25 protein-coding genes are annotated in these 23409 nt (G+C 43.9%); 5 read left to right on the top strand and 20 right to left on the bottom strand.

Annotation, left to right across the window (positions count from 1 at the left end; genetic code table 11):
• Nucleotide 1: 1 nt before the first annotated feature.
• The 5 genes from ACR32F_RS14955 to ACR32F_RS14935 are packed head-to-tail and all read right to left on the bottom strand — an operon-like array spanning nucleotide 2 to nucleotide 4732.
• A complete protein-coding gene (locus ACR32F_RS14955; RefSeq protein ID WP_440119867.1) occupies nucleotides 2-964 on the bottom strand; it encodes an ABC transporter permease subunit in 963 nt (320 codons plus the stop codon).
• A gap of 10 nt (nucleotides 965-974) precedes the next feature.
• Complete coding sequence (locus ACR32F_RS14950) at nucleotides 975-2456, bottom strand: sugar ABC transporter ATP-binding protein (RefSeq protein ID WP_440119865.1); 1482 nt, start codon at nucleotides 2454-2456, stop codon at nucleotides 975-977.
• Between the two features lie 14 nt (nucleotides 2457-2470).
• Nucleotides 2471-2872, bottom strand: coding sequence for a D-ribose pyranase (gene rbsD, locus ACR32F_RS14945; RefSeq protein ID WP_440119464.1), 402 nt, complete (start codon nucleotides 2870-2872; stop codon nucleotides 2471-2473).
• Nucleotides 2872-3750 (bottom strand): ribokinase, encoded by an 879-nt coding sequence (rbsK, locus tag ACR32F_RS14940; protein ID WP_440119463.1) that lies wholly within the window; start codon nucleotides 3748-3750, stop codon nucleotides 2872-2874. Before rbsK ends, rbsD begins: the two co-directional genes overlap by 1 nt.
• Nucleotides 3743-4732 (bottom strand): LacI family DNA-binding transcriptional regulator, encoded by a 990-nt coding sequence (locus tag ACR32F_RS14935; protein ID WP_440119462.1) that lies wholly within the window; start codon nucleotides 4730-4732, stop codon nucleotides 3743-3745. Before ACR32F_RS14935 ends, rbsK begins: the two co-directional genes overlap by 8 nt.
• A 264-nt stretch (nucleotides 4733-4996) precedes the next feature.
• On the opposite strand from ACR32F_RS14935, the gene ACR32F_RS14930 reads away from it, so the two are divergent.
• Nucleotides 4997-5623 carry a class I SAM-dependent methyltransferase gene (locus tag ACR32F_RS14930; RefSeq protein ID WP_440119461.1) on the top strand — a complete coding sequence of 209 codons (627 nt, stop codon included), beginning with the start codon at nucleotides 4997-4999 and terminating at the stop codon, nucleotides 5621-5623.
• A gap of 128 nt (nucleotides 5624-5751) precedes the next feature.
• On the opposite strand, the gene ACR32F_RS14925 is transcribed toward ACR32F_RS14930, so the two are convergent.
• The 3 genes from ACR32F_RS14925 to ACR32F_RS14915 all read right to left on the bottom strand — a co-directional run bounded on the left by ACR32F_RS14925 (nucleotide 5752) and on the right by ACR32F_RS14915 (nucleotide 7713).
• Nucleotides 5752-6024: a barstar family protein gene (locus ACR32F_RS14925; RefSeq protein WP_440119460.1), complete on the bottom strand. Its 273-nt coding sequence runs from the start codon at nucleotides 6022-6024 to the stop codon at nucleotides 5752-5754.
• A gap of 24 nt (nucleotides 6025-6048) precedes the next feature.
• Complete coding sequence (locus ACR32F_RS14920) at nucleotides 6049-6486, bottom strand: ribonuclease domain-containing protein (protein WP_440119458.1); 438 nt, start codon at nucleotides 6484-6486, stop codon at nucleotides 6049-6051.
• Nucleotides 6487-6672: 186 nt separating this feature from the next.
• Nucleotides 6673-7713 carry an NAD(P)-dependent alcohol dehydrogenase gene (locus ACR32F_RS14915; RefSeq protein ID WP_440119457.1) on the bottom strand — a complete coding sequence of 347 codons (1041 nt, stop codon included), beginning with the start codon at nucleotides 7711-7713 and terminating at the stop codon, nucleotides 6673-6675.
• 304 nt (nucleotides 7714-8017) lie between these two features.
• On the opposite strand from ACR32F_RS14915, the gene ACR32F_RS14910 reads away from it, so the two are divergent.
• Nucleotides 8018-8431, top strand: coding sequence for a MerR family transcriptional regulator (locus ACR32F_RS14910; RefSeq protein WP_440119456.1), 414 nt, complete (start codon nucleotides 8018-8020; stop codon nucleotides 8429-8431).
• 64 nt (nucleotides 8432-8495) lie between these two features.
• Here ACR32F_RS14910 and ACR32F_RS14905 read toward each other — a convergent pair whose 3' ends face one another.
• Nucleotides 8496-9062, bottom strand: a complete 567-nt coding sequence (locus ACR32F_RS14905; RefSeq protein ID WP_440119455.1) for a sugar O-acetyltransferase — start codon at nucleotides 9060-9062, stop codon at nucleotides 8496-8498.
• 277 nt (nucleotides 9063-9339) lie between these two features.
• Nucleotides 9340-9855 carry a GNAT family N-acetyltransferase gene (locus ACR32F_RS14900; RefSeq protein WP_440119454.1) on the bottom strand — a complete coding sequence of 172 codons (516 nt, stop codon included), beginning with the start codon at nucleotides 9853-9855 and terminating at the stop codon, nucleotides 9340-9342.
• A gap of 519 nt (nucleotides 9856-10374) precedes the next feature.
• On the opposite strand from ACR32F_RS14900, the gene ACR32F_RS14895 reads away from it, so the two are divergent.
• On the top strand, nucleotides 10375-10737 hold the full coding sequence (locus tag ACR32F_RS14895; RefSeq protein WP_440119863.1) for an ATP-binding protein: 363 nt from the start codon (nucleotides 10375-10377) through the stop codon (nucleotides 10735-10737).
• 60 nt (nucleotides 10738-10797) lie between these two features.
• Here the strand turns inward: ACR32F_RS14895 and ACR32F_RS14890 are convergent, their stop codons facing one another.
• The 4 genes from ACR32F_RS14890 to ACR32F_RS14875 all read right to left on the bottom strand — a co-directional run bounded on the left by ACR32F_RS14890 (nucleotide 10798) and on the right by ACR32F_RS14875 (nucleotide 15284).
• On the bottom strand, nucleotides 10798-11160 hold the full coding sequence (locus tag ACR32F_RS14890) for a hypothetical protein (RefSeq protein ID WP_440119453.1): 363 nt from the start codon (nucleotides 11158-11160) through the stop codon (nucleotides 10798-10800).
• Between the two features lie 169 nt (nucleotides 11161-11329).
• Entirely contained in the window at nucleotides 11330-13432 is a 2103-nt protein-coding gene (locus ACR32F_RS14885) for a serine hydrolase domain-containing protein (RefSeq protein WP_440119452.1), read from the bottom strand.
• A gap of 308 nt (nucleotides 13433-13740) precedes the next feature.
• A complete protein-coding gene (locus tag ACR32F_RS14880; protein WP_440119451.1) occupies nucleotides 13741-14874 on the bottom strand; it encodes a serine hydrolase domain-containing protein in 1134 nt (377 codons plus the stop codon).
• 221 nt (nucleotides 14875-15095) lie between these two features.
• Nucleotides 15096-15284, bottom strand: a complete 189-nt coding sequence (locus ACR32F_RS14875; RefSeq protein WP_440119450.1) for a hypothetical protein — start codon at nucleotides 15282-15284, stop codon at nucleotides 15096-15098.
• A gap of 204 nt (nucleotides 15285-15488) precedes the next feature.
• On the opposite strand from ACR32F_RS14875, the gene ACR32F_RS14870 reads away from it, so the two are divergent.
• Nucleotides 15489-16160 carry a cyclase family protein gene (locus ACR32F_RS14870; protein WP_440119449.1) on the top strand — a complete coding sequence of 224 codons (672 nt, stop codon included), beginning with the start codon at nucleotides 15489-15491 and terminating at the stop codon, nucleotides 16158-16160.
• 65 nt (nucleotides 16161-16225) lie between these two features.
• Here the strand turns inward: ACR32F_RS14870 and ACR32F_RS14865 are convergent, their stop codons facing one another.
• Together ACR32F_RS14865 and ACR32F_RS14860 are read right to left on the bottom strand one after the other, a co-directional pair.
• Complete coding sequence (locus ACR32F_RS14865; RefSeq protein WP_440119448.1) at nucleotides 16226-17098, bottom strand: YitT family protein; 873 nt, start codon at nucleotides 17096-17098, stop codon at nucleotides 16226-16228.
• A gap of 126 nt (nucleotides 17099-17224) precedes the next feature.
• The gene (locus ACR32F_RS14860) at nucleotides 17225-17581 is read right to left on the bottom strand and encodes a MerR family transcriptional regulator (RefSeq protein ID WP_440119447.1); all 357 of its coding nucleotides are present in this window, start codon (nucleotides 17579-17581) and stop codon (nucleotides 17225-17227) included.
• Nucleotides 17582-17694: 113 nt separating this feature from the next.
• Here ACR32F_RS14860 and ACR32F_RS14855 point away from each other — a divergent pair, with 113 nt between their 5' ends.
• On the top strand, nucleotides 17695-18468 hold the full coding sequence (locus ACR32F_RS14855; RefSeq protein WP_440119446.1) for an SDR family NAD(P)-dependent oxidoreductase: 774 nt from the start codon (nucleotides 17695-17697) through the stop codon (nucleotides 18466-18468).
• A 145-nt stretch (nucleotides 18469-18613) separates the two neighbouring features.
• Here the strand turns inward: ACR32F_RS14855 and nspC are convergent, their stop codons facing one another.
• From nspC to ACR32F_RS14835, 4 genes are all read right to left on the bottom strand, one after another.
• Nucleotides 18614-19741 carry a carboxynorspermidine decarboxylase gene (nspC, locus tag ACR32F_RS14850; RefSeq protein WP_440119445.1) on the bottom strand — a complete coding sequence of 376 codons (1128 nt, stop codon included), beginning with the start codon at nucleotides 19739-19741 and terminating at the stop codon, nucleotides 18614-18616.
• A gap of 1 nt (nucleotide 19742) precedes the next feature.
• Nucleotides 19743-20981, bottom strand: a complete 1239-nt coding sequence (locus ACR32F_RS14845) for a saccharopine dehydrogenase family protein (protein WP_440119443.1) — start codon at nucleotides 20979-20981, stop codon at nucleotides 19743-19745.
• Between the two features lie 749 nt (nucleotides 20982-21730).
• The gene (locus ACR32F_RS14840) at nucleotides 21731-21901 is read right to left on the bottom strand and encodes a nucleoside deaminase (RefSeq protein ID WP_440119862.1); all 171 of its coding nucleotides are present in this window, start codon (nucleotides 21899-21901) and stop codon (nucleotides 21731-21733) included.
• Nucleotides 21902-22118: 217 nt separating this feature from the next.
• Complete coding sequence (locus ACR32F_RS14835) at nucleotides 22119-23372, bottom strand: cytochrome P450 family protein (protein WP_440119442.1); 1254 nt, start codon at nucleotides 23370-23372, stop codon at nucleotides 22119-22121.
• Nucleotides 23373-23409: the final 37 nt, after the last annotated feature.

Here is a 23409-nt window from a genome sequence, read left to right as displayed (position 1 = left end):
CTTATGCTGTTTTTTTGCGGTCCAGCAGGACAGCAATCGCAATCACAACGCCTTTCACAACCATTTGGTAAAAGGAATTCACTCCGAGCAGATTCAATCCATTATTCAACACGCCGATAATCAGAACACCGATCAATGTACCGACGATTCGTCCGCGTCCTCCTGAAAGACTTGTACCACCTAATACGACTGCCGCGATGGCATCCAGCTCGTACGATGAACCCGCCGTAGGTTGCGCTGAATTCAAGCGCGAAGTCAGAATGGCACCTGCCAGAGCAGCGAGCATACCTGTTAGGGAGTAAATCATGATTTTCACTCGATTTACTTTGATACCTGAGATAATGGAGGCTTTCTCATTCCCGCCGATCGCGTACGTTTTGCGGCCAAAAGCTGTTTTATGCAAAATAATCCACAGAATCATGAAGGTAATCAGCATGGTGATCGCAGGAACCGGAATACCGAGAAGGTAACCGCGCCCAAACAGTTGGAACAGCAGGCTATCGCCGAGCCCTGTAATTGGATTACCATTCGTGTACACCAGCGTTAATCCTCTGAATATCGTCATGGTTGCCAATGTAGCGATAAACGGAGCCATTCTGCCTTTGGTAATCATCAGTCCGTTCACCATACCCATGACACCACCGAGCGCTACACCGATAATGATGGACAAGATCGGATCCAGGCCGGATAACATCATATTAGCTACAAAAGCACTGGATAAAGCTAGGATCGAGCCGACCGACAGATCGATTCCACCCGTCAGGATAACAAACGTCATACCGAAGGCAATCAGCGCATTAATCGAGACTTGACGTAATAGATTCAAGATATTAAGCGGTTCCAAGAAACTTGGATTCAACACCGATACGATGAGAATAAGAATGATCAGACCGAGTAATGGTCCCAATTTTTGTGTCACGCTTGAGAAGCGGAAGCCGCTTTTGGCAGTTTTGTTTTCCTGCATTGTTGTCATATCACTGTCCCCCTGTGGCCAATGTCATAATGTGTTCTTGTGTTGCTTCTTCCCTTGCAACCTCGCCACTGATGTGCCCCTCATGCACAACCGCAATTCGGTCGCTCATGCCAAGCACTTCAGGTAGCTCCGACGATACCATGATGATTGCAACGCCGCGTTCTGTCAGTTCATTCATCAATTCATAGATTTCGCGCTTCGCTCCGACATCTACTCCGCGCGTAGGTTCATCCAGGATGAGTACGCTTGGACCGATACCAACCCATTTGGCGATAACCACCTTCTGCTGGTTGCCCCCGGATAGATTCCTTGCCGCCGTCTCGGAGGATTGCGTTTTGATCTGTAGACGTTTAATCAGTGTATCTACGAATTCTTGTTCTTTTGAAGCTGAGATGAAGCCTTTGCTTGAGAAACTGAACAGATTCGGCAACGCCATATTTTCGCGAATGGAGAAGTCTAGTACCAGACCCTCATCCTTGCGGTCTTCTGTAATAAACCCGATTCCATGTTTCACTGCATCGGCCGGTTTACGGATGTTCGCTTTTTTGCCGCGGATGATGATTTCACCACTGTCCAACGTATCCAAACCAAAGATTGTCCTCATGATCTCTGTCCGTCCAGAACCCATGAGTCCTGAGAAACCGAGTATTTCCCCTGCTCTCACGGTGAAGCTGATATTCTCGAATAACCCTTTGCTGCTTGCATTCCTTACTTCCAGAACGACTTCACCATAAGAAGGATTCCGGACAGGATAACGCTCCGTAAGTTCCCGACCTACCATTTTTCGCACCACTTCATCAAAGCTTGTCTGCGGAATCGGTTGGGTATCTACCGTTCTGCCGTCACGCATAATGGTAATCCGGTCACAGATCGTGAATATCTCCTCCATTCGGTGAGAAATATACACGATGGATACTCCGTTTTTCTTCAGCGAGCTGATTACACCGAACAGCTTCTGTATCTCACGCTCCGTGAGTGCTGCCGTTGGCTCGTCCATAATGATGACCTTGGCATCCGTCATTAACGCTTTGGCGATTTCAATCATCTGTTGCTGCCCGACGGAGCACTCTCCCGCAGGACGTTCCAGCGGAATGTGTACGGAAAGCTTGGCGAACTGCTCTTTGGCGAGCGCTTTCATTTGTCTCGTATTGAGCAACCCAAAGGATGATGTCAGTTCCTTACCGATGAAGAGATTATCCAGCACCGTCATTTCAGGCCATACGTTCAGCTCCTGATGGATAAACGTGATACCCCGTTTCTCTGCTTCCTTTGGACTACCAAAATAGGTTTCTTGTCCGTCTACGGTGATGGTTCCCTGATCCCGCTGATGGAGACCAATCAGAATGTTCATCAGTGTGGATTTGCCGGCTCCATTCTCCCCCATCAGGGCATGAACCTCACCATCTTTTAGTTCAAAATCCACTCCGCTCAGCACCTGGTTGGTGCCGAACGCCTTATGAATGTCTTGCATCTGAATGTGCATCATGCAACCTCCTTTTAACCGAAATGAACTCCCGATTGTAAAATGCAATTGGCATAGGGTGTAGCTTCACCCGTGCGGATGACTGCCTTCACCTGCTGTGTTAACACTTTGAATTGTTCGTGGCTGATGGAAGCATCAATGGCTTCCACCCCGAATTTCTCCGTAATGAATTGCATGGCCACCCGATTGCCTTCCCGAATCTCTTCTGCCACAATGACTTTCTCAATGACCATATCTTCTGCGATCAGTTCCACCACTTCGCGAAAACTTGGCGTCCCCAGTTTGAGGGCCAGATCAATTTTGAGTACCCCGTCCGGGACGGGTAGACCTGCATCCCCAATCGCGATCATGTCCGTGTGGCCCAGATCAGACAGTATCTTGGATATGTGACTATTCAGCATGCCATTTCTCTTCATTACAAACTCTCCTCCACTTCATCACGCGTCGGCATGCCACCCTGCGCTCCGAACTTGGTCACGGACAACGATGCCGCCCGATTAGCGAAGCGTATACTTTCATGCAACGGTTTGCCTTCTGCCAAGGCGACTGCAAATGCGGCATTGAACGTATCTCCTGCCCCGGTGGTATCGACTGCTTCCACCTTATACGTTGGGACTAAAATTTCCTCTGTACCATCAAAATAACGAACGCCTTTACTGCCCTCCGTGATGAACAGTTTATTTGGATACTGACGCAATGCCTGTGCCGGACTCATGCCCTGAAACAAAATCTCGGCTTCATGCTCATTCGGCGTGATATAAGCTGCATTGTCGATGACTTCTTGCGGCAATGTTCTCGCCGGAGCGGGATTAAGCAGTAGCCGTGTTCCGAATTCAGCACAAAGTGCGCTCACATGGACCACGGTTTCCTCCGGAATTTCCTGCTGAATCAGTACGATATCTGCACTGCGGATCACCTCAGCCGCCTCATCGACATATGCAGGAGTGACTTCGCGATTCGCCGCTTCAACGACTACGATACTATTATCACCTTCCGCCAGAATGATATGAGCCGTTCCGCTTTCTAAATGTGTAACCGGTTTCACATTTTGCGTATTTACAGCATTTGCTCTAAAGTTCTCTAAAATATCTTCGCCGAAAGTATCGTCGCCTACTCGGCCGATCATTGCAACCTCCGCACCCAGTCGTGCAGCGGCAACAGCCTGATTGGCTCCTTTGCCGCCAGGGACGGTTTTGAAGCTGTCGCCAAGAACGGTTTCACCCGCCCCCGGCCGTCTTGAAGAAGTAACAACCAGATCCATGGAACTGCTTCCAATTACGCATATTTTAGCCATTTGATCTCACCTTTCTCGTTGTGCCCCGTTCAATGAAGCTGACGGGCAGCTGTATGTTTTTATTCTCAATTGGAGCTTGTTCCACAAGCTCGATAAGTAATCCCGCTGCTTCCCTTCCCATCTCGTATGCCGGCTGGCGGATGGTGGATAAACCCGGTGATAACAGGCTGCTCATCGGAATATCGTCGAAGCCGATCACTTGCACATCATCAGGAATCTTTCTTCCGATTCGTGATGCCTCATGCATTACGGCCATGGCTGCGATGTCATTGCTGGCAATGACTCCGTCCGTATCAGCATATTTCCTGAACAACTCTTCAGCCCATAAACCTGCCTCGTTAATAGAAAATGAGGTCGTCTGAATTACCCGGTAGTCGAGCCCGGCAGCACGAATGGTTTCTATCGCACCTTCGAAGCGATCCTGAGCTGGCCTGATATGTGACGGCCCTTGCATCACCGTGATACGCTGGCTACCACGATTGATGATCTCCTTAGCAGCTAGTCTTCCACCTTCCCTTCCATCCGCATACACGGATGGACGATCCAGTGAAGTTCTGTCCAGAAACACGACAGGAATCTTTAGGTTTTCATATATTGAAGAATGGGGGTAGTTCGTTGAAGAGATCACACCTACCACGTTATTTTGGATAAACGTCTGGATGTAATCCTGCTCCTTCCGTTCATCCTCATCGCTATTTCCAAATATCAGTCTATAATCCTGTTCCTGCATCCGGTCCTCTACACCGCGAGCGAGCTGCGGAAAGTAAGGGTTTGCAATATCCGGCAGCAACAGGCCAATCAGTTTGGACTTGCGCTTATACAATGAGCGAGCCACTTCATTGGGCGAAAAGTTAAGCGCCTTCACAGCTTCTTCCACTTTCTTGCGTGTGTCCGCATGAACATAACCTCTGTCATTAATGACTCTTGATACGGTGGCTACGGATACGCCAGCCAGATTAGCTACGTCTTTGATTGTTGTCATTTACTTTCACTCACCCTCTATGTGTAACCGGTTACATACATTAAATTATCATATTCTTTTCAATTTGACAAGGGTTTTAATACTGGAAATTTATTGAATCTCAAAATCTGGCATGCCTTTCAAGCGTTAGGACAAACTATTTACAAAGAAATCAATATCAATTATAGTTATTGAAGACTCTGTATATCTTTAATTTAATTTCACAGCAGCATAAAGTGACATATAGCATCTCAATGAATAAAATACGAAGGAGATTGAGACATCATGGAATTCTGGGAATCCAGTTTTATAGAGAAACAAACGATGTGGGGATTTGAGCCTACAGACTCTGCAATGTTAACCAAAGACTTTTTCCTTGAGAAAAATGTTAAGGACATACTGGTTCCAGGTATTGGATATGGTAGAAATGCGAAGGTCTTTGTGGATGAGGGGATCCATGTTACAGGCATTGAAATTTCATCAACAGCGATTGATTTAGCGAGGGACAATGGGCTTGATATACCTATTTATCATGGTTCAGTAACGGACATGCCTTTTGATGACAAACGCTATGACGGTATATTTTGCTATGCACTTATTCACTTATTGAACAATCGCGAGCGAGGGAAGTTTATTCAAGATTGCTATAATCAGTTAAAGCCCAATGGATATATGGTTTTTACTACTGTTTCTAAAAATGCCCCGATGTTTGGTAAGGGCGTACCTCTGGATAAAGACTATTTCGAGGTCATGGAAGGTGTGAACATGTTCTTTTATGATGCTGAATCCATAAAACAAGAATTTGGAAAATATGGACTGTTAGAGTTTTCGGAAATCGACGAACCCAATAAGAGCATGAATAATAAGCCTCCCATATCATTTATAATGGTTAAATGTAAGAAAGAATCATAAAGATAATGATATAGAAAGCTGAACATAGTGAATGTTGGAAAATAAGAACCTGTACTTTTAAAGCAAAAAAGTCGCTAATATAGCGACTTTCATTGGTACCATATTTTGTTCCTAGACAGGAGTAATTATCATATTAATTCAAATGTGAATTGCTCCAACTCTTCTTCTGCTTCACGCATTAACTCCAACAAACGCTCTGCGTATTCTCCAAGCGAATCCCTGGTTGTATCAAAATCAAGCCACTGAATTGTAAGTGGCATTGGGATGAAGCCAGTCAAGCAGTCCCATAATGCATCCAAATTCCGGCCATAATCGATGTCTAATCCGAGCTGTTTCTGAAGTACATCATGTAATTCTTCTTTTCCATGAATGTTCTTTCCATCTATGATTACTGTTTTCATATAAGCTCCCTAAGCTCCCTCTCATTATTTTATTTGCTCAAATGTACGGTAATGATCAGTGGTTTTATAGATCAAACCATCATTGGAGTATAGAATTCGATCGCTTCCCCGAGTTCCTCCAGCATAATTAATGTCTGCTTCGTACCATGTTCTTCCCTTTTTCTTGGGCAATAATCCTTCACGATTTTGAAACACATCACCGCCTATGCTTTTGCCTGGGGCCACTTTTTCCAAATTTCCTTCACTAGGTTTCCAGCCTACATCCCTGGCTTCCCTCTTGGTTATATAATTTTCCGGAAGTTCATGATGTTCAGCAATGTATTGGGCCACCTCATCAAATTGTGTGTATGTCGGACTATCCTGAGATGAGCTATCTGATGAAACCGATTCGAGTGAACAACCTGCAAACAGTATGCTCGCCAGAATAATAAGCAAGGCACCTAAGCATTTTTTAATAACCATTGTATTTAATCTCCTTTTGAACATTTAGCATCCTAGCAATCATAACTTTTTAGCTTCGTATACTCCTCCTTGAAGTAATTATTCAACCATATTTTCACTTTCTACTCAAGCCCCCAACGTAATACGACAATAAAAAAGGCTAACCAGAAGATCCTGGCTAACCTGATCATACGAAAAGATCACAACTTACATGGTGCTGGTGTCAATCACGAATCTGTACTTCACATCTGAAGCTAACACGCGTTTGTAGGCTTCGTCAATTTGGTCAGCAGAGATGACTTCGATATTTGGAGCGATGTTATGTTTTGCACAGAATTCCATCATTTCCTGAGTTTCACGGATTCCCCCGATCATTGAACCCGCAAACGAACGGCGGTGACCGATGAGGGACATCACATTTACTGCCAAGAGTTCCCCAGGAGCGCCTACGTTAACCAGCGTACCATCCAGAGTAAGCAGTGCGAAATAAGCATTGATGTCGATATTCGCACTTACTGTATTGATAATCAAATCAAAGGACCCGGCAAGTTTGTTAAAAGTTTCGGGTTCGCTTGTAGCATAGTAGTTATCTGCCCCGAATTGCAAGCCATCCTCTTTTTTATTCAATGATTGTGACAGAACCGTTACCTCTGCACCCATGGCATGAGCAATTTTGACAGCCATGTGACCAAGTCCTCCCATACCTACAACCGCTACTTTCTTACCTGGTCCAGCTCCCCAATGATGTAACGGTGAGTATGTGGTAATACCTGCGCAAAGTAGCGGTGCTGCGACATCCAACTCGATGTTGTCAGGAATTCGGACGATGAAGTTCTCTGTTACAACAATGTGGGTCGAATACCCGCCTTGCGTAGGTTCACCGTACTTGTCAACACCCGCGTAGGTAGGAATATTTCCTTTAAGACAGTACTGTTCTTCTCCTTGACGGCAGTTTTCACATTCGCCACAGGAGTCAACCATACATCCGACGCCTACCCGGTCACCCACGTTGTACTTGGACACTTCGGCTCCTACTTCTGTGACAATTCCTGCAATCTCATGTCCTGGTACAAGGGGATAGTTCACAGGACCCCATTCACCGTGAGCCGTATGGATGTCCGAGTGGCATATGCCGGCATATTTAATTTCGATCAGGACATCATGCAAATCCAGATCACGTCGTTTGATTTCAGCAGCCTGGAACGATTGATCCGGACCACCCACAGCTCTTGCTTTAGCAGTTACCATAATAAAACCTCCTGAGGTTATCATTTTCCGAGAGAAATAGCTCATAGGGTACAAGTACATGACTCGGCTTGAATTTCATTTATTGAATTCATCCCTGCTTTTTCTCTTGCAAAACCATCTTAATCCCTCTAGTTAACTCTAGGTCAAATGTCTTTAGAAAATTGATGTTCTCAGGAAGCGAAATTCAAACGTCTATATTGCTTCGTGTTTATGTTACTTTGACATCCCGCATACAGCATGGTAGAATCCCCAAATATCCTAGAGTTAACTCGAAGTCTATGCCAGTAAGAAAAGGGGAAGATAAATGACGTATTCGATCAGCGAAGTTGCAAAGGAATTGAATCTCACCGTGTATACCTTGCGTTACTACGACAAGGAAGGACTCATGCCTTTTGTAGAACGTACCCCTAGCGGAGCACGACAGTTTAAAGAATCGGACATCGACTTTTTAAAGATCATTCAATGCCTGAAATCTACCGGGATGCCGATCAAGGATATTAAAGATTTCATTGAATGGTGTTCCGAGGGCGATTCCACCTTGCAGGAAAGATATGACATGTTTACGGAACGTAAGGCAAGTGTAGAAGCACAAATGGAAGAACTTAAAAAGACGATGGAAGTCATTGAACATAAACGTTCCTATTACAAGACTGCACTCGATGCTGGAACGGAAGATATTCATAGAATCAATAGAATAGGGAATTTTATTACTAGTTAATAAAAGTATACTAACTACAAAAAACCTAAAGTCTATAGACTTTTAGGTTTTTTTGTTAATTTTGTTATTCTTCGATAACTTTTATCACTTTTGCAGGTACACCAGCCACAATGGTGTTGGCAGGTACATTTTTTGTCACTACCGCTCCTGCCGATATAATGGAATTCTCTCCCACTGTTACACCCGGCATAACGGTCGCAGCAATGCCAATCCAGGCCCCTTTTTTGATGACAATGGGATTTGAAACGGTGGATCTTCTCTGGGAGGGTGTGACTGGATGATTAATCGTCACGAGATTGACTTTGGGACCAATCAAAACATGATCTTCAACGGTTATGCCACCTCGATCCATGAATGTGCAACCTTGGTTAATAAATACCTCTTTCCCCACTCGGATATTTTGGCCATAATCTGTGTAAAACGGTGGCAGCAACTCAAACGTTTCATCCACTAGTTCTCCCGTTAACTGACTGAACAGGTCTCTTACTTTGTTTGCATTATGATACCCCGTATTCAATTCTGCAATCAGCTTTTGGGCACGTTCGATAGCTTCGCCAATTTTATAAAACTCTGGGTCATGAATTGAAATTATTTCACCTGAACGGTCTCTTTCAAAGATATCTTTACTCATGTGTATCTCACCCTTCAATATTGTTTTTGTGGATAGAACGTGTTATTACCGTACCACTTCGATTCAACTCTAGGTCAACAACAATTTGCACATCAGCGTGTCTCCCATTTAACTTTGGTATTCAACAGTAAGTTACTTCTGTATCCTTTCCCCATTATTCGTCACCATTACGAGCATCAAAAAAAGTCACTAATCTTTATAAGATCAGCGACTTAGAAATTCATTTCTTAATAGCAACTTTCTTGAATTTACCCAATACTAGTTCATGTAGCACTTCCTAAAGTGTTTTGATCATAATAAAATCCATTTGTTCTTCATTACCCATATAAAAAGAGTGTGCGCCAGTCTGATCAAACCCCATTTTCTTGTAAAAAGCAATAGCATTATCATTTTTCTCCCAGACCCCAAGCCAAATGTTCTTCTTATGATGTTCAGTGGCTATCTCCATAGCTTTATTTAACAGATATTTACCTAATCCATGTTTTTGAAATTTCTTTTTTATATAAATTCTTTCAATTTCGAGTGACTCTTCCCCCATTTTCTCGGATTGGGCTTCATTCATATTTACCTTCAAATATCCGGCGAGTTCTTCATTGAAATAGATGAAGAAGATTTCTGAAGAAGTCTTGGACATTTCCTCCTCCAACTGTTGAGCATTAAAAGCTCTTTCCAAATAGGCTGTCATGTTTTCAGGGGAATTCTGACCTTTAAATGTTTCTTCGAATGTCTCGATACTTATTTTTTGTAATTTCTGTAAATCCTCAGGATTGCATCTTTTTATTATTACTGGCATTGTAATGTATCGCTCCTTTGATGAATCAAATAATCTCTCTTGTTTCCTTTGCTCTGTTTATAATAACTTTTGTTGTAAATGCAACTAATTATATATTTAAACTAACCTAAAATTGTATAGTTTGCAACATAAAATAAGAAGTTATCTTTATACAATTTGGCTGCTAATGTTATGGATACTGCGAGCAGGCTTATCCCCGCTAATACGTTTTGTATAGCCAATTTGGATCATCTGTCAACAAAAGTGCTCAAAGCATACAATCGTGAAAAGCTAATTTTAGGTGAGGGGCTAGTCGTGGACAATGCAGAATCATACTGTGCTCTTGTTACCGAACATGCCCAGGGTCCACTGATCATAGATAATAATCTGACACATCCATTAACCATGCATATGGACGCAACTGAATTCGTAGGTGATTGTTCATTTATTGGCGTACTATTACATTTATTCTCTTCTGAAGCTCAGAAAAAAGGGATTAGATTATAAGCTGAATATAATAACAATGACAATCCAACTCTAATTGGGGATCGACATAAAGTAAGTCAGATTTTAATTAATTTAATTGGGAATGCGCTTAAATTTACAGAGAAAGGAGGAGTGCGTATTCACACTCAGATACATACTGAATCTGAAGGAACAGTTAATGTATCGTTTGCAATAAGTGATACCGGTATTGGCATCCCTCCAGATCATAAGGATCGTTTATTTAAATCCTTTTCACAGATTCATGGTAACACAGAAAAGTTTGGAGGAACGGGGTTAGGTCTTTCCATCTGTAAACAGTTTACAGAATTAATGGGTGGGAGCATTTGGCTTGATAATAGCAGTCATAAGGGGAGTCGGTTTGTATTCAACATTTCCAGCCCAGCACACCATGGGTAAACAACCCCAGACCTTATAAGGCCCGTTTCAGTTGTAACATAGAATGCAAGACTTAGCTCCTTATTTTGCAAGATCATCCATGGCTTGAATAGCGAGTTGAAATGCTTTAATTCTTCGTTCTATAAGCGTTTTTTGAGGGCTACCCGCCTTTGACTTCGCATTCATGTTCTCAAGGGATGGGAATAGGCCAGTCAAAACATGACGAGCTTCTGTTAAATCCGCTTCGTTATAATCATGAGATCTAAGATTCCAAGCAGCTTCTAGCATGACTAAGCCGATGTTTAAAGCTGTGAGGCGTTTCTCTAATAAGGTAGTATTAGCCCCTTTTTTAGTCATATTAGCTAATGCGTTTTCGCATTTACGGATTGTCGATTGGAAGGCTTTCAATGTTTCCGTTTTATCTTCATTCGATACGTTTTCCATTCGTGCTGCCTCTCTTTTTCGTAGGATAATGTTATAGACAAGTCATTATAGCACATCTATGTCCTCGGCTCGAAGCAAGCCTTAAAACAAAAAAGCCGCAGAAATAGCGACTTTCTTTCAATGCTCTTCCCAATGAGGAGAAAACGGAACAATTCTTTTTCCACACCCATTATTTTTTATTCGTCAGTGAAATTTCGAACCTTGAACCGGTGTCGCCTGCAAATACAATCGTACCCTTCTCAGGCAATGTGACTTTATTCTCACCACTAACCAAAGTATGATTCATACTGATGCCAGTCTGGTCATATACAGTGAAAGCGCCTTTCGAAGGCAGATCGACCGTCATCACTTTACCTGCGGCTCCTGACGGTACCGAATACCATGTAGCATAACCATTGGATTGAATCGTTGTCTCCGATTGTTTACCCGCATAGAGCGGTCTCACCAGATCTTGGCTGACGTAGACCTTCCCTCCTGCCGCAACGTATTCCACGCCTTTGTTCTCGAAGAACTCAAACTCCATCGTATCGCGACCGGCTAAGCCAGGAATTTGCAGTTGATTCACGGCCAGGTTTGCATCAATAATCTTATTGGTGTACACATAGCCTGGTACCTCATTGAACATGTGAATAGGGATAATCGGTGTCGCACTGTCATATACCGTTGAGGTGTATTTCTCATTCACCAGGTAATAAATGTTGCCTTCGCGTTTTTGCCATGCGGCTGTTACGTCTTCGGGTAATGCATTGGTTTCCAGCTTTTCTGCCTTATATTCCGAGGATGCGATCTGTCCAAGCCCAGGCACAGACTGATACGAGCGGGACCATAAGTAAGTACTACCGTTATCCTCTTGAACGAATTTCAACTTTTCTGTACCTTCGTCGTTAACAAAAGAACCATCGGCGGTATACGTATAGGTTTGGTCTGTACTGTTCGGCAACGAAAGCGTGGACATCGTTAATTGCCCTTCATCACTCACTTCCAACTTCAATAACGAACTGCCGCCACCACCATAAATGCCTGCATATTGCGATAGTTCCTTCGGCATGTTTGTTTTTACAGCCACGCCATGCGACTTCTCCGGCTTCCGCTCGGGAATGACACCCTTCTCCTGAAGTGCGCTGAGCAACAGCTCGCTCGCAATCAATTGGTCGGTGGTGCTTGAACCTCCTGACGAGGTAACGGCCGCAGCCATGTTGTATTCTGGAAGCACAATCAATGATGAATGATACGAAATCGTATTTCCGCCTTTGGTTACTGCTTGGATGCTGTAATCATTGAAAGGAAACAGATTTACGCTGTCCCACCCCAGCCCAAAGGCAATAGATGAATCGCTGTCCTCTGGCCACATGCCTCTTTTGTACTCTTCTTGCATCATCGCTTCTGTGGACTCATTGGAAAGAATGCCTTTGACCTCTCCGGTAAAGATTTGCGAGAGTCTAACCAGATCTTCGGCGGTAGAATAGATGCCCCCAGATCCTATCATGTTCGTAGTTTCTATTGGAAGTTGCTCCTTATGCAGGCGGGAATACGTTACTGCCATTTTGTCGGGTTCAACCAGATCCTGCGGCGTTTTGGTATGGCTCATGCCCAAGGGCTCTGTGAAATACTGATGTATGAAATGGGTAAAGCTCATACCACTGACCTTCTCGACCAGAATTTCAGCTAACGTAAAACCATCGTTACTATACACCGAGTATGCTCCAGGATCTGCTTTCAGATGTTGCGTCGCCAATTGATCCAATAACGTATCATGTGCATAGGTATCATTATCTCCATATAATATTGCACTACTGCTTGAGGTTCCGAGAATCCCGGATGAATGATTCAGCAGCATACGTGGTGTAATTTGTGTGTAACGTTGGTCCTTCATCTTAAAATCCGGGATATAGTTCACAACAGGCACATCCAAATCGACCTTGCCTTCGTCAACCAGCTTCATTACAGCGGAAGCAAGTATCACTTTACTGGTTGAACCAATTCCATACATCGTATTAGAAGAAAGCGGGATACGGTCCTGCGGGTCGTTTTTGCCTGCTTGCCCGGAGATTACAATCTTTCCCTCATCCATGAGGGCGTACTGCACACTTGTCGTGCCGTATGTTTCGGTAAGTACCTTTGCTTTCTCGATTACTGCTTTTTTGGCCACCTCGTACGTAAAGTTACTACTGTTACTGGTAGCCGCTGTGGCAAAAGCAGACGTTGGGGCCAACATCGCAAATACCAAGGTTATCGCGGCCATGGAAGTTCGTTTTTTCAGTGTCAATCTCATCTTCTCCTGTCTTATCTATGGATTGGGAATCCCTGTGATGGTACGTCAGTTAGTGTACTCAAGGATGATGAACTGAATATGAATTAACCCGGAATAGATGGATATTTAGATATTCGTTGGATCTGAAGTAATAGTATCAGGATCGATTTCAGAAAAAACTAAACGACCGTTCCCCAGTAGAATACCGGGAAACGGTCGCAATTTAAACATGTCTATTTTGTTCTCTGTACTTGACAGGGTCGTGACCACATACTGCTCCGGGCAATTCCGAATCAAACCATATGCTGGCCCAGAACTCCACTTCCGTATTACATACAGGAGTACACCACATTACGTAAACGTCGCTGAATGTAAGGCTCCTGACTATTCACCAGGTGCTGCGCATACATCACGGTCAGTTCTGAATCCGGATCAATGATAGCCATACAGCCAGCAGCACCGCTCCATCCAAACTCGCCAAGTGGGCTGAGCGAGCCACTTCCTGCTTTGGAGATATGCGTGCGGACACCCAATCCATAACCGTACCCATACGCATGATCCCAGGAGTAATCACTGCGAGTCATCTCGTTCAGGTGATCGGTTCGCATGAGTTCTACGGAAGACCGGGACAGAATACGTACACCTTCAGGACTTGTGCCAAGCCCGGTCAGTGCGTTCAGAAACCTTGCATAGTCGCTAACCGTTGACAACAGGCCAGCACCGCCACTCTCCAATTGCGTACCTACGCGGAACCCATTGCCATCCATGCGTACAGCTTTTTCAAGCTCATCATTGTACGCGTATTGCGGAATCAGACGACTCTGCTGCTCTTCATTCAGATCAAACGTCGTATCATACATCCCGAGCGGTCCGATAATCTCGTCCTGTAGATACATCCCAAATCGTTTGCCACTGACAACCTCCACCAAGGCTCCCAGCACGTCGTGACACATGCTGTAATTCCAATGCGTACCTGGCTCAAACAAAAGCGGTTCCTTGGCAAGCGCTTTCGCGAATTCACGTGTTGGCAATGTTCCGTTGGTGCTTTTTACGGCTTCCTGAATGCTTGGAGAACCAACATCATAGGAGAACCCGGCAGTCATGGTGAACAAGTCGCGTACTGTAATGGCTCTTGTCGCCTTTTCTAGCCTGACTTCTCCGTTCGCCATTGTTTTCTTTACCACCATATTAGCGTACTCTGGCAGATAATCGGACAGCGGGTCGCTTAACAGCATTTCCCCTCTCTCCACCAGTTGCAGCGCTGCCACACAGGTCATGATTTTTGTCATGGAGTATAGATTGAAGATTGCTCCATCGCCAATAGGCGTTTGCTCCTCCAGATTGGCGTAACCATTACGGTAATGGAAAACGGTATCATTTTGGTGCATCACCAGCACCTCTGCCCACGGAATGCGCCAGGATGTAATGCGGTCAATAAATGAAGCAAGCGGTTTATAGTCCATGTTTTTCCCAACCTTCTATGTAGAATCTTTATCATTGCACCATGTGGTTCATGTTCAAGCCCACGGCCCACATACTATTAATATACGACCTTTCACATACATTGACCACCACCAATAACAATACTCGAAGGATCAAGCGACAAGCTTCCTGTTTGGTAAAATGCTTCGCACGATTAAGCCGATCCCATAAAGGATCGGCCTATAATTGTAGCTTTTAAGGCTCAAGCGCGTTTGTTCTCAACCGATTTCATACGGTTCTGGTCATCAGGCACCCGGTCATTACTGAACTCCTGGCCAGCTTCAATCTCACCATGACCGGAAACATTTCGGGAAAAATTAGTGAACTGCCTTTTTTGCTCATCCAGCTCGTGTTTTTGCTTCAGAAGCTCCTGCGGATCCTGATTGGTCATTATGTTACCTCCCATCAATGAAATCATGCTATTTATTCGTACTACAGAAGTTTTCCATAAGAGAGCTGTGCTTATGCATGAAGTTCAAAACCCTTACATAAAATGAGTTCAAGCACTCTCTATGCATCGGTCGTTTAGTCATTTCACTGTGGAGACGGTGTCTATATGAGACTATGAACCTGGATTACAAAGGAGAGAACAAAGATGAAGCGGATGCTCTTGTCCTATCCTCTTAGCGCAAATACCCCCGTGTATAAAGATAACCCCCCGGTTGAGATCCAGCAGCAGTCCAGCACAGATCAAGGCGATCTGTATAACCAATTCATCATCACTTCCCTTAACCATAACGGCACTCATATTGACGGACCTTGGCATTTCAATCCGCAAGGCATAAAGCTAAACGAGATTCCAATAGACTATTTTATCTTCACCCATCCAACAATCCTCGATATTCCCAAAGGTGATGACGAACTGATCACCAAAGCTGATCTGGAGCCATATGAACACCAGATCGCTGGCTCCGATTTACTGCTCATACGCACAGGTTTTGGAGAGATTCGGTCATCTGACCCTGTTCGTTACAGTGATCATAACCCGGGGTTTGCAGCATCTGCTGCAAGTTACCTGATGGTTTTTGATTCATTACGAGCAGTTGGCATGGATTTTATCTCATCAGGCTCTGCGCTCCATGTGGATGAAGCTATTGCTTTTCATCAGATTAGCCTCGGGAAAGGTCGGGTCGATGGCAAGTTCATTCTGCTTATTGAGGACATGGATTTAAACCATGATTTATCAGATATCGGCAAGGTCTATGCTGTACCTTTGTATATTGAAGGTGTTGACAGCAGCTTCAGTACGGTTTTTACGGAAACTTGAGTTATAAAACAAGGTAACAGAAATAATGCGCTGGCGAGAGAATCCCTCTTGCCAGCGCATTATTTTTAGTGAATGTCTTTCTTTTTGAAATTGCCGCCCTTCACTTCAGCTACATCATATACGACTATAAAGGCAGTCGGGTCAATTTCATGAATGATTTCTTTAATTTTGCTCTCTTCCATCCGGTTAATGACACAAGTGATTTCTTTGAATTGTTCATTAGAGTAACCACCATAAGCATCGGTATACGTTGCTCCACGACCTAGTCTGTCACGAATGGTTTCAACCATGATTTCAGGTTGATTCGTAATAATTTTAAATGTCTTAGAGCCACTCAAGCCCTCTTCAACAATATGTATTACTTTGGAAGCAATAAAATAAGCAAGTCCTGACAGAATCGCTCCCTGCAGACCAAATACGGTAGAAACGACAATAAAGACAAACATGTTGAGGAACAAGATGAGATCACTGGTTCCAAAAGGTACTTTTCGGGAAAGTAGCACAGCCAACATATCTATGCCGTCCAATGCCCCGCCATTACGCAATGCAAGTCCCATACCGAAACCGATGATAATCCCGCCGACAACGGTAACGAGCAAGGTATCACCTTCAATGATCGTTGGTACATGGTGCATAAGACTGGTGCTGATCGCTAGTGAAGCAATACCAATCACTGAATATAACGCAAAGCTTTTACCTATTTGTTTATACCCTAGCCAAACAAATGGAATGTTAATAATCCCAATGAGCATCCCTAATGGTAATCCAAAGAGCTGTGAACCCACGATACTCAGACCTGTCACACCACCATCAGAGACATTGTTCGGGATTAATATGGCTTCCAGCCCATATGCCGTTATAACCCCCCCAATGATAATCAATAATACTTTGGAGAGGATCTTCAGCTTGTTTGATTTTTGGTTTCTGTTTTGATTCATTCCATTTCCCCCTTGATGAACAACCGATAAAAAACAGTCTATAATAAAAATCACTGTTTTGGCAAAAGATCGTTATGTGTGTGTTGTACGTGAATATACGATGTAATCTGAGTCGTTCCGGTTACATCATTTCCCGATGAACGCTCGATACGACACAATTTTATGCTCCAGCATCTCATCTGCTGTGCTAAGCGTGTGCATCTGTTTTTGGATCGACTCTTTATGCTCTTCCAGCAGCTTCAAACGATCTGCCGCTGTATGCTCACCTTCCTGAAACAAGGATGCATACTTCTTAATTGTAGCGATAGGCATTTGAGTTTCTTTTAATTTGATCACAAATTGTAGCCATTTTATGTGGGACTCGTTGTATCGCCTGTCTCCACTGGCATCTCGGAGAGGGATGACAATCTGTTCCTTCTCATAATAGCGCAGCGTATGTGCACTGATATGGAGCAATTCTGCCACTTCACCAATGGTATGCATGGTCAACCTCTTTTCTATTTTTCCACTTGACTTAGAGTAAGCTCTAATCAGTATAATCAACTCGTGATCATATCACAATAAATATAATGAAATCAGATCCAGGAGGAATTCCCATGAAATACACAGTGATTACCGGTGCCAGTTCAGGCATTGGATATGAAGCCGCTTTAGCTTTTGCAGCTCGCGGCAAAAATATGATACTGGCAGCACGCAGAACCGATGAATTGGAAAAGTTAAAATCAAAAGTAGCTGAAATCAATCACAACCTGGACGTTGTCATCCGTACGGTGGATCTGTCTGTTGCCGCTAATGTACATGAGTTCTATGAAAGTCTTCAGGCGTATTCCATTGAGACGTGGATTAACAACGCCGGATTCGGAAATTTCGCTTCGGTTGGCGAACAACATCTGCCCAAGATTGAGCAGATGCTTCATCTTAATATAGAAGCATTAACGATTCTTTCATCTCTATATGTACGTGATTATGCAGAGGTTGATGGCACACAGATCATTAATATCTCCTCTGGTGGAGGATATACAATCGTGGCCGATGCGGTAACCTACTGTGCAACCAAGTTCTATGTAAGTGCCTTTACTGAAGGACTTGCGCATGAATTAAAAGGTAAGAACGCAGCGATGCAAGCGAAAGTTCTCGCTCCGGCTGCAACCGAAACGGAATTCGCAAAACGTTCCTTTAATGTAGACCAATTTGAATATGAGGGCAGAGTTCCCCAATTCCATACGGGGGAGCAGATGGCTGGATTTTTGCTTGAACTGTATGACAGTGAAAGTGTAGTCGGTATTGTGGATGGGTTGACGTATGAGTTTCAGCTAAGAGAACCTATCTTTCCGTATGCCGCGAGAGCAGCATCCCAGCCGCAAAAATAAATCGCAACCCGCAACTGAGTTGCCAAACATAGTTAAATCCATTACATCTTGTCGTTAACTTCACTATTATTAAACGTCAGAAGGGAACCTGTCTCCAGGTTCCCTTCTTTGTATCTATATTTAATGCTTCTATTATAATGAAGTATTATGCTAGTCTCATTTTGAAATCCTGATATCCAAATTCGCGAACAACTTCGCAATCGCCGTCTTTTCTTTTGACAGCAATCGCTGGAAGCGGCATGCCGTTAAACGTGTTAGTCTTCACCATGGAGTAAATCGCCATGTCCTCGAATACCAAACGGTCGCCTTCTTGCAAAGGCTGATCGAATGAATAATCTCCAATCACGTCACCGGACAGACACGTTTGTCCACCAAGACGATATAGATGCTCTTTCTCGCCCACTTCTCCCGAACCGATCAGCGGCGGGCGATATGGCATCTCCAGCACATCCGGCATATGGCACGTAGCTGAAGTGTCGAGAATCGCGATGTCCATACCGTTTTTATGGAAATCCAGCACGGAAGTCACCAGATAACCAGCGTTCAGCGCAACGGCTTCACCCGGCTCCAGATACACTTCCAGGTTATAGTCGTCCTGCATGCGTTTGATGCAAGCTTCCAGCCTTGAAATGTCATAATCTTCACGCGTGATATGGTGTCCTCCACCGAAGTTGATCCATTCCATTTGCGGCAGCCATTGTCCAAACTTCTCTTCAACTGCGTTCAGCGTAGTCTCTAGATCATCGGAGTTTTGCTGACACAGCGTGTGGAAATGCAGTCCTGAGACACCTTCCAACAGCTCTGCCTTGAAATCCTCCTGTTTGGCGCCAAAACGTGAACCCGGAGAACACGGATCATAGATTTCGTGTCCCTCCTGAGTAGAGCATTCAGGATTGATACGCAAGCCGACCTTGCAACCAGCCTGAAGCGCCTTCTCCTTGAATTTCGCAAGCTGTGAAAAAGAGTTAAAGATAATATGATCGGTAATGGAGATAATTTCGTCTATTTCATCCTCACGGTATGCCGGGGCAAAGACATGGTTTTCTTTGCCCATCTCTTCGTGACCCAAGCGTGCTTCATACAAGCCGCTAGCCGTTGCACCGCTCAGGTATTCTCCAATCAGCGGATACATCGCAGTCATGGAGAACGCCTTTTGAGCAAGCACGATTTTGGCACCTGTACGCTGCATAACACCGTTCAGAATTTTCAGGTTTTTCTCGATAAGCCCCTCGTCAACAACATAGCACGGTGTCGGTAATTGCTCGAACCGCATTTTAACGAACAAGCTCCGATTCTTTAACTTCTTCTGGCAGCTCATCAACGAGTACCGGGTTGAAATCTTCAACCCATGGGAGACCCCATTTATTTAACTCTTCCATGAATGGATCTGGATTGAACTCTTCTACATTGAATACGCCTGGTTTGTTCCATTTGCCCGTCATGACCATTGCTGCACCAATCATAGCTGGAACGCCAGTTGTGTACGAGATCGCTTGGGAACCAACCTCTTTGTAGCACTCTTGGTGGTCGCAGATATTGTAAACATAGTATGTTTTGTCTTGACCATCTTTTTTGCCTTTGAAAATGCAACCGATGTTCGTTTTGCCCACTGTACGTGGTCCCAGGGATGCTGGATCAGGCAATACGGCTTTCAGGAATTGCAGTGGAATAATTTGTTTGCCTTCAAACTCGATCGGCTCGATTGAAGTCATGCCCACATTCTCAAGTGCTTTCAAGTGAGTCAGGTAGCTTTGACCAAATGTCATGAAGAAACGGATGCGTTTCAGACCTGGCATGTTTTTCGCCAAAGATTCCAATTCTTCATGGTACAACAGGTACATGTCTTTCTCGCCAACTTCCTTGAAGTCGTAGACACGTTTGATTTCCATCGGTTTTGTTTCGATCCATTCACCATTTTCCCAGTATCTTCCGTTCGCAGAAACTTCGCGAATGTTGATTTCTGGATTGAAGTTGGTTGCGAACGGATAGCCGTGGTCGCCGCCATTGCAGTCCAGAATGTCGATGTACTCAATTTCGTCAAAGTAGTGCTTCAGGGCATAAGCGGAGAATACGCCAGTCACACCTGGGTCAAATCCACTTCCGAGCAATGCAGTAATTCCCGCTTTTTCAAAACGCTCTTTGTAATCCCATTGCCAGCTATATTCGAATTTCGCTGTATCATGTGGCTCATAGTTAGCTGTGTCCATGTAATTCGTTTTGGTTGCAAGGCAAGCATCCATGATCGTCAGATCTTGATACGGCAAAGCGAGGTTCATAACGATATCCGGTTTAACTTCGTTGATCAGGGCGATCAGTTCGTCAACATTGTCCGCATCCACTTGCGCTGTCGTAATTTTTGTTTTACCGCCGTCCAGCTTGGCTTTAAGGTCATCACATTTGGATTTTGTGCGGCTCGCAATGCAAATTTCCTCAAAAACTTCGCTGTTTTGAACGCATTTGTGTACTGCCACTGAAGCTACGCCGCCGGCGCCGATGATTAGTGCTTTTCCCATTTTACATTCTCCTATCCCAATATGTAATTTTTGAATTGACATCCATAATTTTTATCGTTTTTTCAACTTCCGTCCGGTCTTGATCCAACAAAAAAAAGCAAGGTGAACAATGCCGGAATCGCGCATCATCACACTTGCTTGTCGATATACATCATTAAAAAGACGCAAAGTCTCCATAACTAAACAAGTTCAAAAGAACTCCTCTAGTGGAAAGCTTCTTCATGTATATCAATATCGGATCAGAGTTTATATAGCAAATAATTCGCCTTTACTACTCTTATTGACCGTTTCACAAGTTGATGTGCAGTTGCACTGGTTGTAAAGTAACCAACTTATAAAAGTTGAGCTTTGAACTCAATCAATAAGGCAACATAAGTTGCCAATCGGCGTTTGACCCGGCTGTCCGTATGGCCTTAACTTCCTGCTGGAAGTGGTCAAAATTATCTGCTGGAAAGCTCTAATTCATATTGATACAACAACTTTCCAAAATCACAGGTCTTACACTATCAGACGTCGGAATAAAAATCAAGCATTTATCACAAATTATTTTCATGCCCAAATGTTGACTAGGAATGAAATGGGTATCCTTCGAATACTTTCAAGCCTTATTCGTTGAGTAATTTCCCTACCACATCAGGTTTTTGAGGACTTTTCTCAAATACTTCTTCACATGTAATCATAATATTACTGCCAACGATTTCCGCTAATTGATCATGTGATACGCTTTACACCAGTCTCCCTAAATTCGACTAAACCATAGCTCCGGAGCACATCACACACGGTTCACAACTCGTATACAGGGTGTATTCGCTCAGATCAAACACATGATGTTCTGAACAATATTTCCGTATAAGCCCTATTTCTGCATGATGCGTAGGATCACAGAAAGTGTTGATTTTATTTTCTCCAATCATAACAATTTCATCATTTTCATATGGCTTACCTCCACAAAATTGTATGTACTAATATTCTCTTCGGCATTTTGCATTATTCGATTCCATGACATGCCTCTTATTCGATTCCATTCTATCATTATTACAAAAAAAGTCGCTATGACTCTCTCCACTGTTGAAAATAAACCAAAAAAGAGTATGACGAAATTCGTCATACTCGAGTGAGTCACACAAGGATATTATATTAGAATTTTACTGGCAAAGATGCCAATCCCTCAGATAATAGTGAGAAGTGCCAATGAATCTCTTCCGGAGGAACACTAAGCTGAAGACCAGGAAGTCGACTTAATAGCGTAGTAAACGCTACGTCTCCCTCAACCCGGGCCAGTGGAGCCCCAAGACACATATGTATACCATGCCCAAAGGCCAGATGTCGTTTTATCTTGCGCTCAATATCCAGTTCTTCAGGTTGGTTAAATTGTGACTCGTCACGATTCGCTGATTTCAAGAGAGGAATCACAACATCTCCCTTTTGGATCTGTTGTCCGTCCAGTTCCGTGTCCTGCGTTGCATAACGAGGACCTGAAGAAGTCGCGGGTCCGTTGAATCGTAACAACTCCTCAACCGCAGAAGGAACCAGATTCAAATTTTGTTTAAGTTGTTCCAGTTGTTCGGAATGTGTCAGTAGAAGATAAGAGCCGGTTGCGATCAGATTGGAAGTTGTCTCATGTCCTGCAAATATTAACAACGTGATCATCGATATTAATTCATCTTCGTTCAGCCGATCTCCCTCCTCCTCAATCGCAATTAATTGACTAATTAGATCATCAGAGGGTTCTACTCGTTTATTCGCTACAAGCTGAGCGGTGTATTCTGCGAATGATCGCAAATGCTGCGCTACTTCAGGGTCTTGTTTACCGAAACCGAGACCTTTGGCAATGGCTTCAGACCATACATGGATCTGAGGTCGGTCTTCCTGAGGTACACCGAGCATTTCGGATATGACGTTAATTGGAAAAGGGTAGGCAAAGTCTTTTACAAGATCCATCTCTCCCTTCCCTTCAACCTGGTCAATCAATTCATCGGCGATTTCCTGGACGCGTGGACGCAGGCTTTCCATATACCTTGGGGTGAACGCTTTGGAAACCAGGCTACGCAGTCTCCGGTGATCCGGTTCATCGACAAAGAGCATCGACTTTCCGGTAAAAAAGGTCTGGGGTTCCGATGAATCAAGCTCGCCTGAGAGATTCTTTCTAATATCATTGCCACTATCAATAGAGTTCATATCTACCGTAAATCGTGAGTGATCTTTCAACACTTCCATGGCTACGTCCATCCGAGTTATAATCCAGGTTTGCTCTGCTCCACCCATTGGATTGGGAATAGGAACAACGGAGCCTTTGGATCGCATCTGTGCAAACATGGCAAATTGATCTTTAACATTTTCTTCACTAAACAAATTGAATTCTGATTTTTCCGATGTTTGGTTATTATTCATTGAAATCTTCCTTTCGTAGTGAAGTTATTCGAATCTA

Source organism: Paenibacillus hebaui, from assembly GCF_051934385.1.
GTDB lineage: Bacteria > Bacillota > Bacilli > Paenibacillales > Paenibacillaceae > Paenibacillus.
This window is presented reverse-complemented; position numbering and strand designations above follow the sequence as displayed.